The sequence below is a fragment of the Subtercola endophyticus genome (genome assembly GCF_021044565.1).
GTDB lineage: Bacteria > Actinomycetota > Actinomycetes > Actinomycetales > Microbacteriaceae > Subtercola > Subtercola endophyticus.
The window spans coordinates 3,980,451-3,993,614 of the sequence record NZ_CP087997.1; the positions used below are offsets into that span (position 1 = coordinate 3,980,451).

The 13,164-nt window shown below is 64.6% G+C and carries 11 protein-coding genes; 3 read left to right on the top strand and 8 right to left on the bottom strand.

The genetic code is table 11. The features are described 5' to 3' along the window. Window positions 1–228: 228 nt before the first annotated feature. Complete coding sequence (locus LQ955_RS18500) at window positions 229–789, top strand: hypothetical protein (RefSeq protein ID WP_231025946.1); 561 nt, start codon at window positions 229–231, stop codon at window positions 787–789. A 244-nt stretch (window positions 790–1,033) separates the two neighbouring features. Here LQ955_RS18500 and LQ955_RS18505 read toward each other — a convergent pair whose 3' ends face one another. The 3 genes from LQ955_RS18505 to LQ955_RS18515 all read right to left on the bottom strand — a co-directional run bounded on the left by LQ955_RS18505 (window position 1,034) and on the right by LQ955_RS18515 (window position 4,896). Beyond that, a complete protein-coding gene (locus tag LQ955_RS18505) occupies window positions 1,034–1,264 on the bottom strand; it encodes a DUF3073 domain-containing protein (RefSeq protein WP_231025947.1) in 231 nt (76 codons plus the stop codon). A 143-nt stretch (window positions 1,265–1,407) separates the two neighbouring features. After that, a complete protein-coding gene (locus LQ955_RS18510) occupies window positions 1,408–3,573 on the bottom strand; it encodes an APC family permease (protein WP_390623499.1) in 2,166 nt (721 codons plus the stop codon). A 129-nt stretch (window positions 3,574–3,702) separates the two neighbouring features. Continuing rightward, on the bottom strand, window positions 3,703–4,896 hold the full coding sequence (locus LQ955_RS18515; RefSeq protein WP_231025949.1) for a hypothetical protein: 1,194 nt from the start codon (window positions 4,894–4,896) through the stop codon (window positions 3,703–3,705). Window positions 4,897–4,957: 61 nt separating this feature from the next. Between LQ955_RS18515 and LQ955_RS18520 the strand changes: the two genes are divergently transcribed. After that, complete coding sequence (locus LQ955_RS18520) at window positions 4,958–5,884, top strand: putative Ig domain-containing protein (RefSeq protein ID WP_231025950.1); 927 nt, start codon at window positions 4,958–4,960, stop codon at window positions 5,882–5,884. Window positions 5,885–6,046: 162 nt separating this feature from the next. On the opposite strand, the gene glpK is transcribed toward LQ955_RS18520, so the two are convergent. The 3 genes from glpK to LQ955_RS18535 all read right to left on the bottom strand — a co-directional run bounded on the left by glpK (window position 6,047) and on the right by LQ955_RS18535 (window position 10,357). Next, entirely contained in the window at window positions 6,047–7,567 is a 1,521-nt protein-coding gene (glpK, locus tag LQ955_RS18525) for a glycerol kinase GlpK (RefSeq protein ID WP_231025951.1), read from the bottom strand. A gap of 61 nt (window positions 7,568–7,628) precedes the next feature. Then, window positions 7,629–8,396, bottom strand: a complete 768-nt coding sequence (locus tag LQ955_RS18530) for an MIP/aquaporin family protein (RefSeq protein ID WP_231025952.1) — start codon at window positions 8,394–8,396, stop codon at window positions 7,629–7,631. Between the two features lie 185 nt (window positions 8,397–8,581). Then, a complete protein-coding gene (locus LQ955_RS18535) occupies window positions 8,582–10,357 on the bottom strand; it encodes a glycerol-3-phosphate dehydrogenase/oxidase (RefSeq protein WP_231025953.1) in 1,776 nt (591 codons plus the stop codon). Between the two features lie 174 nt (window positions 10,358–10,531). Between LQ955_RS18535 and LQ955_RS18540 the strand changes: the two genes are divergently transcribed. Further along, entirely contained in the window at window positions 10,532–11,509 is a 978-nt protein-coding gene (locus tag LQ955_RS18540) for a sugar-binding transcriptional regulator (protein ID WP_390623406.1), read from the top strand. Between the two features lie 12 nt (window positions 11,510–11,521). Here the strand turns inward: LQ955_RS18540 and LQ955_RS18545 are convergent, their stop codons facing one another. Together LQ955_RS18545 and LQ955_RS18550 are read right to left on the bottom strand one after the other, a co-directional pair. Beyond that, the gene (locus tag LQ955_RS18545) at window positions 11,522–12,001 is read right to left on the bottom strand and encodes a DUF4262 domain-containing protein (RefSeq protein WP_231025954.1); all 480 of its coding nucleotides are present in this window, start codon (window positions 11,999–12,001) and stop codon (window positions 11,522–11,524) included. 186 nt (window positions 12,002–12,187) lie between these two features. Then, on the bottom strand, window positions 12,188–13,132 hold the full coding sequence (locus tag LQ955_RS18550; RefSeq protein ID WP_231025955.1) for an aldo/keto reductase: 945 nt from the start codon (window positions 13,130–13,132) through the stop codon (window positions 12,188–12,190). Between the last annotated feature and the right edge of the window lie 32 nt (window positions 13,133–13,164).

Sequence of the window (13,164 nt, forward strand, 5' to 3'; positions counted from 1 at the left end):
CACCGGCCCGTCCTACCGCGGCGAGTGCTCGGCCGCGTCGCGCAGTTCGGAGCATCCGCGCCCGCGCGAGCAGCAGCGGTTGAACCGAACTGCGCGCCTTGGGTGAGTGATGGCGGTACGTCGTCGCGAATCGGCTCGCATGGGCGCGGGCGTGCGCTCGAGGGCGGCGAGCGGGGCGACCTTGTCGCTCGCAGGATGCCCGCGGCAAGTGCTGCGACAATGGAAGACGTGAGCGACACCCCTGAGCACCGCACCGCCGCGCGAAGTGCGCACGACGTCCAAACGCCGCACGACGGCGGAGATCGTGTCGTCGACGACGCACCCGTCACCGCCGCGCTGGCCAGCCCGACTGCGGCAGCCGCTCCGGCCGCCACGGCCGCGGCCGGCGAATCGGTATTCGGTGGCGTCGGGCGCGGCAGCCGAGCCGACGCGGGGCCCGACGTCGAGACGGCGGTCGGCGACCAGACGACGACCGACGTCGAGACCGTCGTCGGTGACGACACCGTCACGATTCATCGTGCGCCGCGGTACTTGCGGTTTATGATCGCAGGCGGCGTGGTGGGTGTTGTCGTCGCGCTGATCTTGACGTTCTCGTTCCCCGAGCCTGCCGGATTCGATTTCTCACAGGTGTTCGGGTTTCTGGCGCTGTTCTGCGGAGTCGTCGGGTTCGCGCTCGGTGCCGTCGTCGCATTGCTGGTCGATCGTGCCTCACGGCGGGCAGCCAAGACCATCGTGGTCGAACGCGTCGAGGGCGGCGAAGAACTCGATGGGCAGACCTCGGATGACTAGGGTGACCCTGGCCGGCAAACCCTGCTGACTGCGGCGGTCAACCCATAGCTACTGCGGCAGCCGTTCTATGACGAGGCAGCCGTTCAACGACAAGGCAGCCGTTCAACGACCAAGCAGCCGTTCAACGACAAGGCAGCCGTTCAACGACCAAGCAGCCGTTCGGCGACCAATCGACAGCTCCAACGACGAAGCCCCAGTTCAGGGGCGCGGCAAAACCAAGCCCCGCCGAACGACGCACCTCGGCTCAGGCGCGTTTCTGCTCGTCTGTCGGCACGTACTCGTCGAGTTCGTCGTCTAGTTCGAGGTCGTCGTCTAGATCGTCAGCGGTGTCGTATTTCGCCGCGAGGGCTGCGAAATCGGGCTCGGAGTGTGTTCCGAGTTCGCGTTCGAGTGCGCTGTAGTTGGTGTCGGGGCTGAAATACTTCAGCTCGCGCGCCACTTTGGTGTGCTTTGCTTTTTGACGGCCGCGCCCCATGCGAGACCCCCTCACCTTTCGGGCCGGGGGATTGGAGCCACCCGGATGAGTTGAATACGTGAAAAACTAAGGGTCAGTTTAGCACGCGGCATCCGAGCATCTTCTGTCAACAGGCACTATCGTGCCCGGGCTTGACGCGTGGGCTAGGAGTCGTTCGAGGATGACGTCGCAGCAGCCTTCTCTTCGGCGGTCTGGCGAACGATCTTGGCCTCCGCCGACGCTCCGATCGACGCGCTAGACCCCGCTCCCGCCGTCGCGCCAGACGGCCCTCCCGCCGTCGGGCGCGATCCCGTACCCGTACCCGTACCCGACCCCGCGCCCACACCGTTTTCGGACGCCGCCTTCGCCACCCACCGCGAATCCGGCGTCACAGTCGGCGTATAGGCCCGCTGCACGGGCCGCATGGGCTCACCCCGGCGTTCTTGACCGGGCAGCGGACGAGAGCGCCGCCCATAGATGAGCTCGCTGGAGTCGAGCAGCCAGGGCACCAGCGCGATGGTCACACCGTGCACCAGCATCAGCCGGCGGTTCAGGCGGCGCGACTTGTGGTTGTGCAGCAGCGCCTCCCACCAGTGCCCGACGATGTAGATCGGCGTGTAGACGGTGACGACCTCGGAGCCGAATTCGCTGCGATGCTTCTTGATGTACCCGCAGAGCGGCTCGGCGACGTCGCGATACGGCGAATCGATGATGCGTAACGGTACAGCGATGTTCTGATCGGCCCACTCCCGCTCGAGCTGCCTGGTCTGCTCTTCGTCGATGGAGATGTGTACGGCCTCGAGGTTGCTGTGTTGCGCGGCGATGGCGTAGTCGAGCGCCTTCAGCACGGGTTTCTGCATACGCCCGACGAGCACGATGGCGTAGTCGCCCTTCGCGCCGAACGTGGTGACCGGGTCGACCTCGATCTCTTTGTTGACGTCGCGGTAATACCTATTGATGCCGAGCATGAACATGTACAGAACCGGCATGATCACGAACACCAGCCACGCCCCGTGAGTGAACTTCGTGATGGTCACCACGATCAGCACGACGAACGTGAGCAGTGCGCCGAACGAATTGATGGTCAGGCTCCGGATGACCGCGGTGCGGTCGGGCGTGCCGCTTCGTAACAGGCGCACCCAGTGCACGATCATGCCCGTCTGCCCCAGGGTGAAGGAGACGAACACCCCGATGATGTACAGCTGGATCAGGTTGGTCAGCGACGCCTGGTACACCAGCAGAATGGCGCACGCCGCGAGGGCCAGCAAGATCATGCCGTTCGAGAACACCAGGCGGTCGCCGCGGGTGAGCATGGCCTTCGGCGCATACGAGTCCTTGGCGAGCACCGAGCCGAGCAAGGGGAACCCGTTGAACGCCGTATTGGCTGCGAGCAGCAACACCGCCGCGGTGGCTGCCTGAATGATGTAGAACATGACGGAGCTGTTGCCGAACACCGCCGACGCCACCTGTGCCATGAGACTTCGCTGCGGCACGTTGGCGCAGTCGACGAACCCGGTCAGTTCGCAGGCGTTCTCGGCGTAGTGCACGCCCGAGATGAGCGCGAGCGCGGTGAGTCCGGCGAACAGGGTGATGGCGATGCTGCCCATCAGCAGCAGGGTGCGTTGAGCGTTCTGAATCTTGGGGCGGCGGAAGGCGGGAACGCCGTTGGCGATCGCTTCGACACCGGTGAGGGCAGAGCATCCACTCGAGAACGCACGCAACAGCAGCAGAATGACCGCGACCTGCCCGAGGCTCTGCGCTTGCACGCCGTAGTGCGCCGATTCGGCGACCGGGGGATGCCCGAGAGCAGTCTGGGTGAGCCCGACGATCACCATCAGCAGCACACTGCCCACGAAGATGTAGGTCGGAATGGCGAAGGCCTTGCTCGACTCGGCGACACCGCGGAGGTTGACGGCGGCCAGCAGCACGACGAAGCCGATGGCCATCTCGACACGGAAGTCGTTCAAGAACGGCAACGCAGAGATGATGTTGTCGACACCAGAGGCGACCGATACCGCGACGGTCAGAACGTAGTCGACGAGAAGCGCGGAGGCGACGACGAGCCCGGCCTTCTCGCCGAGGTTCTTGTGTGCGACCTCGTAGTCCCCGCCGCCCGAAGGGTAGGCCTTCACGAGCTGGCGGTACGAGGCGACGACGACGATCAGCAGCAGGATGACCGCGCCGGCCACGATGGGGGCGAACGAGAGGAATGCGAGCCCGCCGATGAGCAGAATCATCAGCAGTTCTTGCGGTGCGTAGGCGACGCTCGACAACGGGTCGCTCGCGAAGATGGGCAGTGCGAGGCGCTTGGGAAGAAGCTGCCCCTCCATCTTGTGGCTGGGCAGCGGGTCGCCGATTATCCAGCGTTTCGCAGACCTGGGTTCGTTAGTCACGTGTGAGAACACTACACCGGAATATTTCCGGGTCAAATCGAGTTGATGGGGGGTTTTGAGCCCTGCTCAACCCGGTCGAAGAGCGACGTATGCCGACCGCACGGCGAGGGCCACCCGCGCCTCATCGAAGAGGGGGTCGTAGAACGCGGACTTGTATGCCGCGTTGCTCGTGGCAGACACCAAGAAGTTGAGCGATGACACGCAGCTGAGAAAGACAGCGGTTTTCACGAGAGCGACGTCGATGCCGGTCGCAACACCGAAGAGCTCGAGCTGCGGCGCTTGTGCGCCGAGCCACGACGCCAGAACCGCGGGCGAGAGGGCGACTTCGCCGAGCCCGACGAGAAAGGCAGCGATCAGCCCGGCGAAGATGGCCACTTGAGCGCCCTGGGCCAGCACGAGCACCGCCTGCAGGTTGGCGCGTTCCAGCCGGCTCAGGGGTGGCCCTGGAGCCGCTGAGACCGTCAGCAGTCGGGCCAGCTCGGTGCCTGCCACGAGATCGGTGCGTTCGTCGATGCCGATGCGATCATCCACCCCGTGCAGCTCGGCGCGGGTGATCGGCACGATGAACAGCAGCCCCAGCAGCACGAAGAAGGCGACCACGGAGAGCAGGCGGCCGAGCGACATCGTGTTGGTGACCGCCCAGATGGCCGGGGCGAAGAACGAGAAGAAGACCACGAGCATCAGAAGTGGCAACGCGCGAGTGCTCATCTCGCCGAGCGCTCGCAGCCGGCGAAGGGATGTTCGTACCGACCACGCGGCCAGACACCCCACCCCGGCCCAGGTCGTGAGCAGCGCGCCGCCGACCACGAGTAGATCGACCGCGGTGGCAGCGAGCGGCAGCCGCACGGCGTCTGACGGTGCAGGCGGGCCGGCTAGCCAGGGGTCGATGAGCAGAAAGTACGCGGTGACGAAGGCTCCGACCAGGCGCATGAACCGGGGGTGGGCGCGGAGCAGTCGCGCGGTGAACACGAATGCGACGGTGGGAGTTGTGATGAGCGCCGCTGCGGCTCCCGCCGCGAGCAGGGCGACCGTGAGGGTTGCGAGTGTGTCGTCGTTGGCGACGGTGACGTCGGTTCTGGCCAGCAGCCAGCCGGCGGCGTGCAGCGCCATCATGAGAACGAGGAACGGGGTGATGCGGGCGAACAGAAGGGCTCGTCTGCCCGGCGCCGCCACGAAGTACGGTAGCCCCTGTCGGCGCAGCCAGCACTCGGTGGGATGGGCCGTCGTCGCACCTCTGGCTTCCCGATCAGTGGCGTTCATCGATGGGACGACTGCTTCCGATTCATTGGACGAGGAAAAGTCAGTAGTCTATAGTCGAGCAATGATCACATACAAACTCTCCCGGTCGGGCGTGAGGCGCCTGGTCGCCGCAACCTCGCTCGGCGTGGCGCTCCTCGTGCCGATTGTGCTTGCCGCTCCTGCTGATGCCGAGTCTGCGACGTCGAGTGCCCTCAGCGCTCCGGTCGACACCCTTGTTCCCGTCATCTCGCCTCAAGCCATGCCCGATGCGACGGTCGGGCAGCGCTATTTGCACGCGGTGCGATTTGTCGGCACTCTGCCGGTGACGGTCACGCTTGTAGGCGATCTTCCTCCTGGCCTCAGTCTCGATTCGGCTACGGGAGTGATCGGCGGAATTCCGACGCCGACGACGAAGTCGGCCTACCAGTTCTACATCCGTGTGACCAACTCGGAAGGCTATGACATTGACGTCGTCCAAATCGGGATCACGAACCCATCGACGGTGCCGGTCATCACGTCGAGGGCGCCCGATGCCGGAACGGTCGGTAAGCCGTATTCGTACCGGTTCACTGCGTCGGGAGACCCGGCACCGACCTTCGCGGCGGTCACGACACTGCCCACGGGACTCGCGCTCGACCCGGTATCGGGCACCTTGTCGGGAATTCCGACGGTGTGCGGTTCGTACACCCTCGGAATCGACGCAAGCAATGTCGTCGGTCACACGGGCGAAGTCGACTATCCCCTGGCGATCGCGTGCGCATCGACGCCGACCCCGACCCCGACCCCGACGGAGACGGCGACTACGCCGCCGGTCGACCCGCTGGCCACGGCGACGCCGACGGCAGGATCGTCCGGCGCGGGCTCCGGCGGTACGGCGGGCTCGAGCCACGGAGGGTTGGCGAGCACGGGCCAGCCCGTGGCTGTAGCCGTGACGGCGGGTGCGGCGGCACTGCTGCTGGCCGCGATCGGCGGTCTGCTGGTCGTTCTGCGCAGGCGCAAGCGCGCATAGGTCCCCAGAAGCCAGCGGCTGAAAACACAGAAGAGGCGATCATCCGAAAGTGGATGATCGCCTCTTCTGCTTGTTACCAGCTACTCCTGGGTGTCAGCGCGTGAGCCGCCTTGGCGGCTCACTATAAACACAGCCCCAGGGTTGACGCTGATACCCGGGAATTTATTCCTGGGTATCAGCGTCAACCCAGTCGAGGGTCTTCGAGACGGCCTTCTTCCAGTTGCGCATCTGGCGGTCGCGCTCTTCTGGAGCCATGTTCGGCGTCCAGCGGCTGTCTTCCTGCCAGTTGGCGCGCAGGTCGTCCAGGTTGGCCCAGAAGCCCGTCGCGAGACCGGCCGCGTAGGCGGCGCCCAGCGCGGTGGTCTCGGCGACGACGGGGCGAACCACCGGAACGCCCAGAATGTCGGCCTGGAACTGCATGAGCAGGTTGTTGGCGATCATGCCGCCGTCGACCTTGAGCTCGGTGAGGTCGACACCCGAGTCGGCGTTGACCGCGTCGAGCACCTCACGGGTCTGGAACGCAGTTGCTTCGAGAGCGGCGCGCGCGATGTGACCCTTGTTGACATAGCGGGTGAGGCCCACCAGGGCACCACGGGCATCCGACCGCCAGTACGGCGCGAACAGACCCGAGAACGCCGGCACGAAGTACGCGCCACCGTTGTCGTCGACCGTCTTGGCCAGCTCTTCGACCTCGGGGGCCGACGAGATGATGCCGAGGTTGTCACGCAGCCACTGGATGAGCGAACCCGTCACCGCGATCGAACCCTCGAGCGCGTAGTGAGCAGGTGCGTCACCGAGTTTGTAGCCGAGCGTGGTGAGTAGACCGTTCTTGGAGTGCACGATCTCGGTGTCGGTGTTGAAGATCAAGAAGTTACCGGTGCCGTAGGTGTTCTTCGATTCGCCGGCGTCGAACGCCGCCTGACCGAAGGTGGCCGCCTGCTGGTCGCCGAGGATGCCCGCAATCGGCACCTCGCGCAGCAGGCTGTTGTCGCTGGCCACGCCGTAGACCTCGGACGACGACTTGATCGCCGGGAGCATCGACTTCGGAACGTTGAACGCCTCGAGAATGTCGTCGCGCCATTCCAGCGTCTCGAGATCCATGAAGAGCGTGCGTGAGGCGTTGGTGACGTCGGTGGCGTGAACGCCGCCGTCGACTCCGCCGGTGAGGTTCCAGAGAACCCAGCTGTCGGTCGTGCCGAAGATCAGGTCGCCGGCGTCGGCGGCTTCGCGTGCGCCGTCGACGTTCTCGAGAATCCAGACGATCTTCGTGCCCGAGAAGTAGGTCGCCAGCGGCAGGCCGACGATCTGCTTGAAGCGCTCGACGCCGCCGTCGGCCGCGAGGCGGTCGACGATCGACTGGGTGCGGGTGTCTTGCCAGACGATCGCGTTGTAGACCGGCTGGCCGGTCTTCTTGTTCCACACCACAGCGGTCTCGCGCTGGTTGGTGATGCCGATGGCCGCGATGTCGTGACGGGTCAGGTTGGCCTTGGAGAGTGCCTGCCCGATGACCTCACGAACGTTGTTCCAGATCTCGATCGGGTCGTGCTCGACCCAGCCCGCCCTTGGGAAGATCTGCTCGTGCTCCTTCTGCCCGCTCGCGACGATCGTTCCCTCGTGCGTGAAGATGATCGCTCGGGAAGACGTGGTTCCCTGGTCGATGGCGATGACGTATTGCTCGCTCATTTTTTCTAACTCCTTTGTTGTTGCGTTGTGCTGCTGTGATGAACCGTTGCCGACGTCAGTGTCAGGTCAGGATGGGCAGCAGGGGGATGGCGACGAAACCGGCGATGACGCCGCCGATGATCGGGCCGACGACCGGAACCCACGAGTACGACCAGTCCGAACCGCCCTTGCCCTTGATGGGCAGAATGAAGTGGGCGATGCGCGGGCCGAGGTCACGGGCCGGGTTGATGGCGTAACCGGTCGGGCCACCGAGGGAAGCACCGATGCCGATAACCAGAAGGGCTACAGGCAGGGCTGCGAGAGCGTCGAGGCCGCCGCCGCCCGAGTTGCGCGAGAAGCCGATGATGACGAAGACCAGCACGAAGGTGCCGATGATCTCGGTGATGAGGTTCCAGCCGTACGAACGGATCGACGGACCGGTCGAGAACACGCCCAGCTTGTTGGCCGGTTCAGGCTCTTCGTCGAAGTGCTGCTTGTAGGCCAGCCACACGAACACGGCACCGATGATGGCGCCGATGAGCTGTGCGCCGATGTAGGCGATGATCGTGAGAAAGTTCACGTCGACCTGGGTGGATGCTCCGCCGAAGTGGGTGGCGCCGTTCGCAACGAGGCCGAGGGTCACCGCAGGGTTGAGGTGAGCGCCAGAGGCGTACGAGACGATGACACCGGCGAAGACCGCGAGGCCCCAACCGATGTTGACCATCAGCGTGCCGCCGTTGAAGCCCTTGGATTTCGTCAGGGCGACGTTGGCGACGACACCACAGCCGAGGAGCACAAGCAGGGCGGTGCCCACCAGCTCCGATACGAAATCAATACCTAGATTGTCCACGTTGACCTTTCTTCTGTGACTGCTACGTCACGGTTATTGAACCCTCGCTGCGGTGCTCGGCGAGAGCTGCGGTGCGGAACCAGTTTGAAACCTAGTCCTGCACCGCAACCCTCAACAAGGCTCGCGAGGTGCACGTTCGTGCATATTTAGTGCGGTACTGCTGTGGTGCGGTACTGCTGCTGCGGTCAGGCCTTCTGCTTGGCCGGAGTCGCTGCCTTCGCCTCGAGCTTCAGCCCGTGGAAGAAGTCGAGGTCTTTCACGGCACGGCTGCGTTCGTCGGCCAGTGCTTCTGCCGACCATCCGAGTTGCTTGCCGATGATGGTGCTCAGCTCGTCGAAGACAGGCTGCGTCAGGCCGCCGACGAAGGCGACGATGGTGCGGCGCAGCACGACGTCGGTGAGGTGCACGACGTACTCGTTGGCGATGAGGTAGTCGATCTCAGCGGTGCTGTAGTCGGGCAGCGAGACCAGCGGGGCGTCGTCGGGGCGCTCATTGATGTACGCGATCACCGCGGAAGCCTTAGTGCCGTAGCGCTTCAGCAACTGGGCGGTGCGCTGCGGGGCGAGGCCGGCCGAGTGCTCGGAGACCCAGGCCTTGGTGGCCGAGTCGGTCTGCGGAAAACCGACGCCGCCGCCGATCTGCAGCGTCTCGGTGCTCACCGTGCGAGTCTTCTTGAGCAGCGCGAGCGTCTCGTTGGTGAGGTGCTCGCTGAGCGCGCGCCAGGTGGTCCACTTGCCGCCGACGAGCGAAAGCACGGGGGTCTTCTTGTCGCCCGAGAACACCGTCTGCTCGATGCGGTAGTCGCGCGACACGAAGCCGGGGGCGGTGTCGTCGTGCTTCGGCAGCGGGCGGATGCCCGAATAGCGGTAGACGATCTGAGAACGATCGACCGCGATCGTTGGGAAAACGTGCGAGACCAGCTTGAAGAAGTAGTCGACCTCTTCTTCGGTGCACACGCTCGGCTCGCTCGGGTCGGCGTCGATGTCGGTGGTTCCGACAAGTACGCGGCCGTTGAGCGGGTAGATCAGCACGATGCGGCCGTCGTTGTTCTCGAAGAAGATCTCGCCGCCGGCGCAGGCCTTGTAGAGCTCGGGGTTGTCGAGCACGATATGCGAGCCCTTGGTGCCGCCCATGTAGCTGGTCTGCTTGCCGAGGGCCTTGTTGGTGAGGTCGGTCCAGGGGCCGGAGGTGTTGACGATGACGTCGGCCTTCACGGTGAACTCGGTGCCGCTGACGGTGTCGCGCAGCAGAACGCCGCCCTCGCTGTCGCCGATGGCTTCGACGTAGTTGACGCTGCGCGCCTTGCCGTCGACGCCGGTCTTGCCGGCCGCGCGGCCATCGCCGACGATGTCGAGCGCGAGGCGCTCGGGGTTCTCGACTGCTGCATCGAAGTAGCGCGCGGTGTACTTGACCGAGTCACGCAGCTTCGGAAACTTCTGCATGGACTTCTTGTGACCCTTGAACTCGTGGCGAGGAACAGTGCCGCCGTCGCGCGAGAACGAGTCGTAGCCGGTCAGGCCGAGCTTGATGAGTAGAGCACCGCGTTCTTTCGTCTTGCCGCCCTGCTTGTGGGTGAGCAGGCGAAGAGGTGCGCTCAGAATGCCCGAGAACGTCGAGAAGATCGGGATGGTCGTGGGCAACGGCTTCACATAGTGAGGTGCGAGCTTCATGAGCCGGTTGCGCTCTTGCACCGATTCGCGCACGAGCCGGAACTCGCCGTTCTCGAGGTACCGCACGCCGCCGTGGATCATGTGGCTCGACGCCGCCGATGCACCCGAGATGAAGTCGTTGCGTTCGACGAGAATCACGTCGACGCCTTGCAGGGCCAGGTCGCGAAAGGTGCCGACGCCGTTAATACCGCCACCGATGACCAGAACCTGGGCGGTCGGGCGGTCGAGGATTGCTTGGACGTCGCTGCGGATGTCGTTCGTCGCAGCGGTGTCAGTGTTGTTGTCAGTCACTGTGTACTCGCCTTCGTGTAAGTCGCCGGTTGCGTCCGCGCAATCGTGTGACTCAATACATAATGGGAACGTCGTCACGTTTGGTCAAGCCTCTTGCACATACGTGCAGAGTGTGTATTGATTGGGCAGGTAGTCCGCAGTGAAAAGCGTTGGAGGCGTGCGATGAAAGCACCCGTGGCAGAACGTCCCGTCGAGCATGGGGCGGCCAGTGAACGAGTACGCGACGCGCTCAGAGCCGCGCATCTGTATTACATGCAAGACCTCACGATGGAGGCGATCGCGGCCGAGCTGCACACGTCACGATCATCCGTTTCTCGGCTGATCAGTTTTGCTCGTGAGGCAGGGCTCGTGGAGATTCAGGTCAAGACACCCGCCGAGCGCATCTCTACCGCGCTGCAGCGTGTGCAAGAGAAGCATCACGTGACGGTGCACGTCGTTCCGGTGCCCGATTCGGCCAATGAGGTCGATCGGCTCGAGCGGGTCGCGATGTCGGCCGCACGCATTCTCAACCAGTTCTTCGACTCGAACATGACCATGGGCATCGCCTGGGGCAGCACGATGAGCGCGGTTTCGCGCCACCTGCAGCCCAAGGTCACGCACAACTCGCAGATCGTGCAGCTCAATGGCGCGGCGAACACGCGCACCACGGGCATCGTCTATGCCAGCGAGATCATGAGCCGGTTCGGTACGGCCTACGGCGCATATGTGCAGCAGTTTCCTGTGCCGGCGTTCTTCGACGACCCGGCAACGAAACAGGTGCTCTGGCGGGAGCGCAGCATCCGCCGCGTGCTCGACATTCAGAAGCGAATGGATGTCGCGCTCTTCGGCCTGGGAACCCCGAACTCAGAGGTGCCGGGCCACGTCTACACCAGCGGTTACCTCGACGAGAACGACTTCGCGTCTCTGGCTGCCTCGAACGTCGTGGGCGACGTGGCGACGGTGTTCTACCGCGCCGACGGCTCGTCGGCCGACGTGCCCATGAACCTTCGCTCGAGCGGCCCGCCCCTCGATCGGCTGGCTCGTGTCTCGCGCCGCGTGTGTGTCGTGTCGGGCAAATCGCGGATGCCCGCCCTCCGTGGCGCGCTGGCGGCCCACCTCATCACCGACCTCATCGTCGACGAGGCCACCGTTCACGGCCTCTTGGACGATTAACGCTTCTAAGGCTCACTCGATAACACGAGGCCCGGGCAACCTTCCCCGCAGGGGCTGCTGGTCGGACGGAATCGAACATCCTTCGTTCCACGGAAAGCGCTTCTGCTTGTCGGGCCAGATCAGTTGAACCGCTTCGACCTCGCCGTACATCATGGTGGCCACGGCCAAATCGCTCCTGTTGGTGACCTCGATGAAGAACAAGAGCAGATTGTCAGCCGTCAGCGTGGTCGCCGCCGAATTCGCCGGAAATCGTGTTCCGGCTCGAACCTGTTCTCCGAGAACGTTGAGAAGTCGGTGGGCAGTATCGAGCGGCAGGCCATGGCAGAGCATCTCCGGATGACCCATCTCAGTTAGTCCGACGGTGTATGCGAATTGCGGCCAGATCTCCGACCCCTCACCCGCGAACACCTTCTGCACGAACCACCCGTGCTGGTCGACGATCGATCGCACCATGTCGCGGTACTCATTGCGCCCACCTGGGTGACTAGCCATCTTCGCTCCACTTCTATAGCTGAGAAAACATCACTATAGCGGTGTGAGGGGCAACGCGCAGCGCCGGGGGAGTTAGGGCGGAGGAGAGCGAACATGGCGACGTATTGCGGGGATAGTGCGGCATCTCCGACCTCAGCACCCGGCCGGGGGGCCAGCAGGTGGGTAGGGGTGCAGCGGGAGGCGGGGTCAGCCGTTCCAGGTGCTGACGGCGTCTAGGTGGGCGACCTCGTCGGGGGTGAGGGTGACGGCGTCGACGGCGAGGAGGTCGGGCACCTGGGAGGGGCGGGAGGCGCTCGCGATGGGGGCGACGACGGTGGGCTTGGCGAGCAGCCAGGCGAGAGCGGTCGTGGTGATGCTGGCCTCGTGGGCTTGGCCGATCTCTTCGAGGGCGTCGATGATGGCGAGGCCCGCCGGGGTCGCGTAGCGAGCAGCACCCTTTGCGCGCGCGGTGCCGGCGTTGTCGTCGGCCGTGCGGTACTTTCCGGTCAAGAAGCCGCTGGCGAGCGAGTAGTAGGGCAGCACGCCCAGGTTGTTGGCCGACGCGAGCGGGGCGAGCGTCTGCTCGAAGTCGTTGCGGTGCACGAGGTTGTAGTGCGGCTGCAGCGCCACGGGGCGGGCGAATCCGTTCGCGTCGGCGACGTCGAGCCACTGCTGAATGCGGTCGGCCGTGAAGTTCGAGAGGGCGTAGTAGCGCACCTTTCCGCTCTTCACGAGCGAGTCGAATGCCGCCGCCGACTCCTCGAGCGGAGTGTCGGGGTCGTCGTAGTGCGCCCAGTACAGGTCGATGCTCTCGACGCCGAGCCGGCCGAGTGAAGCGTCGGCGGCGGCGAGGATGTTCGCGCCCTTCAGCCCCAGAAAGTCGGGGTGCCGGCTGACCTTCGTGGCGATCACGAGGTCGTCGTGGCTTCCGCGCTCTGCGATCCACTCGCCGATGATTGTCTCGGATTCGCCCCCGTGGTTGCCCGGAACGAAGGCCGAGTACGAGTCGGCCGTGTCGATGAAGTCGCCCCCGCCGGAGGCGTATGCGTCGAGAATGTCGAACGATGCCGCCTTATCGGCCGTCCAGCCGAAGACGTTGCCGCCCAGGCAGAGGGGAAAGACGTCGAGTTCACTGAGTCCGATGCGTGCCACCGAAAAGGTCCTTTCGTAGAGTGCAACTTCTT

Excerpts from the sequence above, each read along its gene's own strand:
- LQ955_RS18505 (WP_231025947.1), bottom strand. The coding sequence starts at position 1,264 with ATGGGGCGCGGCCGTCAAAAAGCAAAGCACACCAAAGTGGCGCGCGAG.
- LQ955_RS18515 (WP_231025949.1), bottom strand. The coding sequence starts at position 4,896 with ATGAACGCCACTGATCGGGAAGCCAGAGGTGCGACGACGGCCCATCCC.
- LQ955_RS18545 (WP_231025954.1), bottom strand. The coding sequence starts at position 12,001 with ATGGCTAGTCACCCAGGTGGGCGCAATGAGTACCGCGACATGGTGCGA.
- LQ955_RS18520 (WP_231025950.1), top strand. The coding sequence starts at position 4,958 with ATGATCACATACAAACTCTCCCGGTCGGGCGTGAGGCGCCTGGTCGCC.
- LQ955_RS18510 (WP_390623499.1), bottom strand. The coding sequence starts at position 3,573 with ATGGAGGGGCAGCTTCTTCCCAAGCGCCTCGCACTGCCCATCTTCGCG.
- glpK (WP_231025951.1), bottom strand. The coding sequence starts at position 7,567 with ATGAGCGAGCAATACGTCATCGCCATCGACCAGGGAACCACGTCTTCC.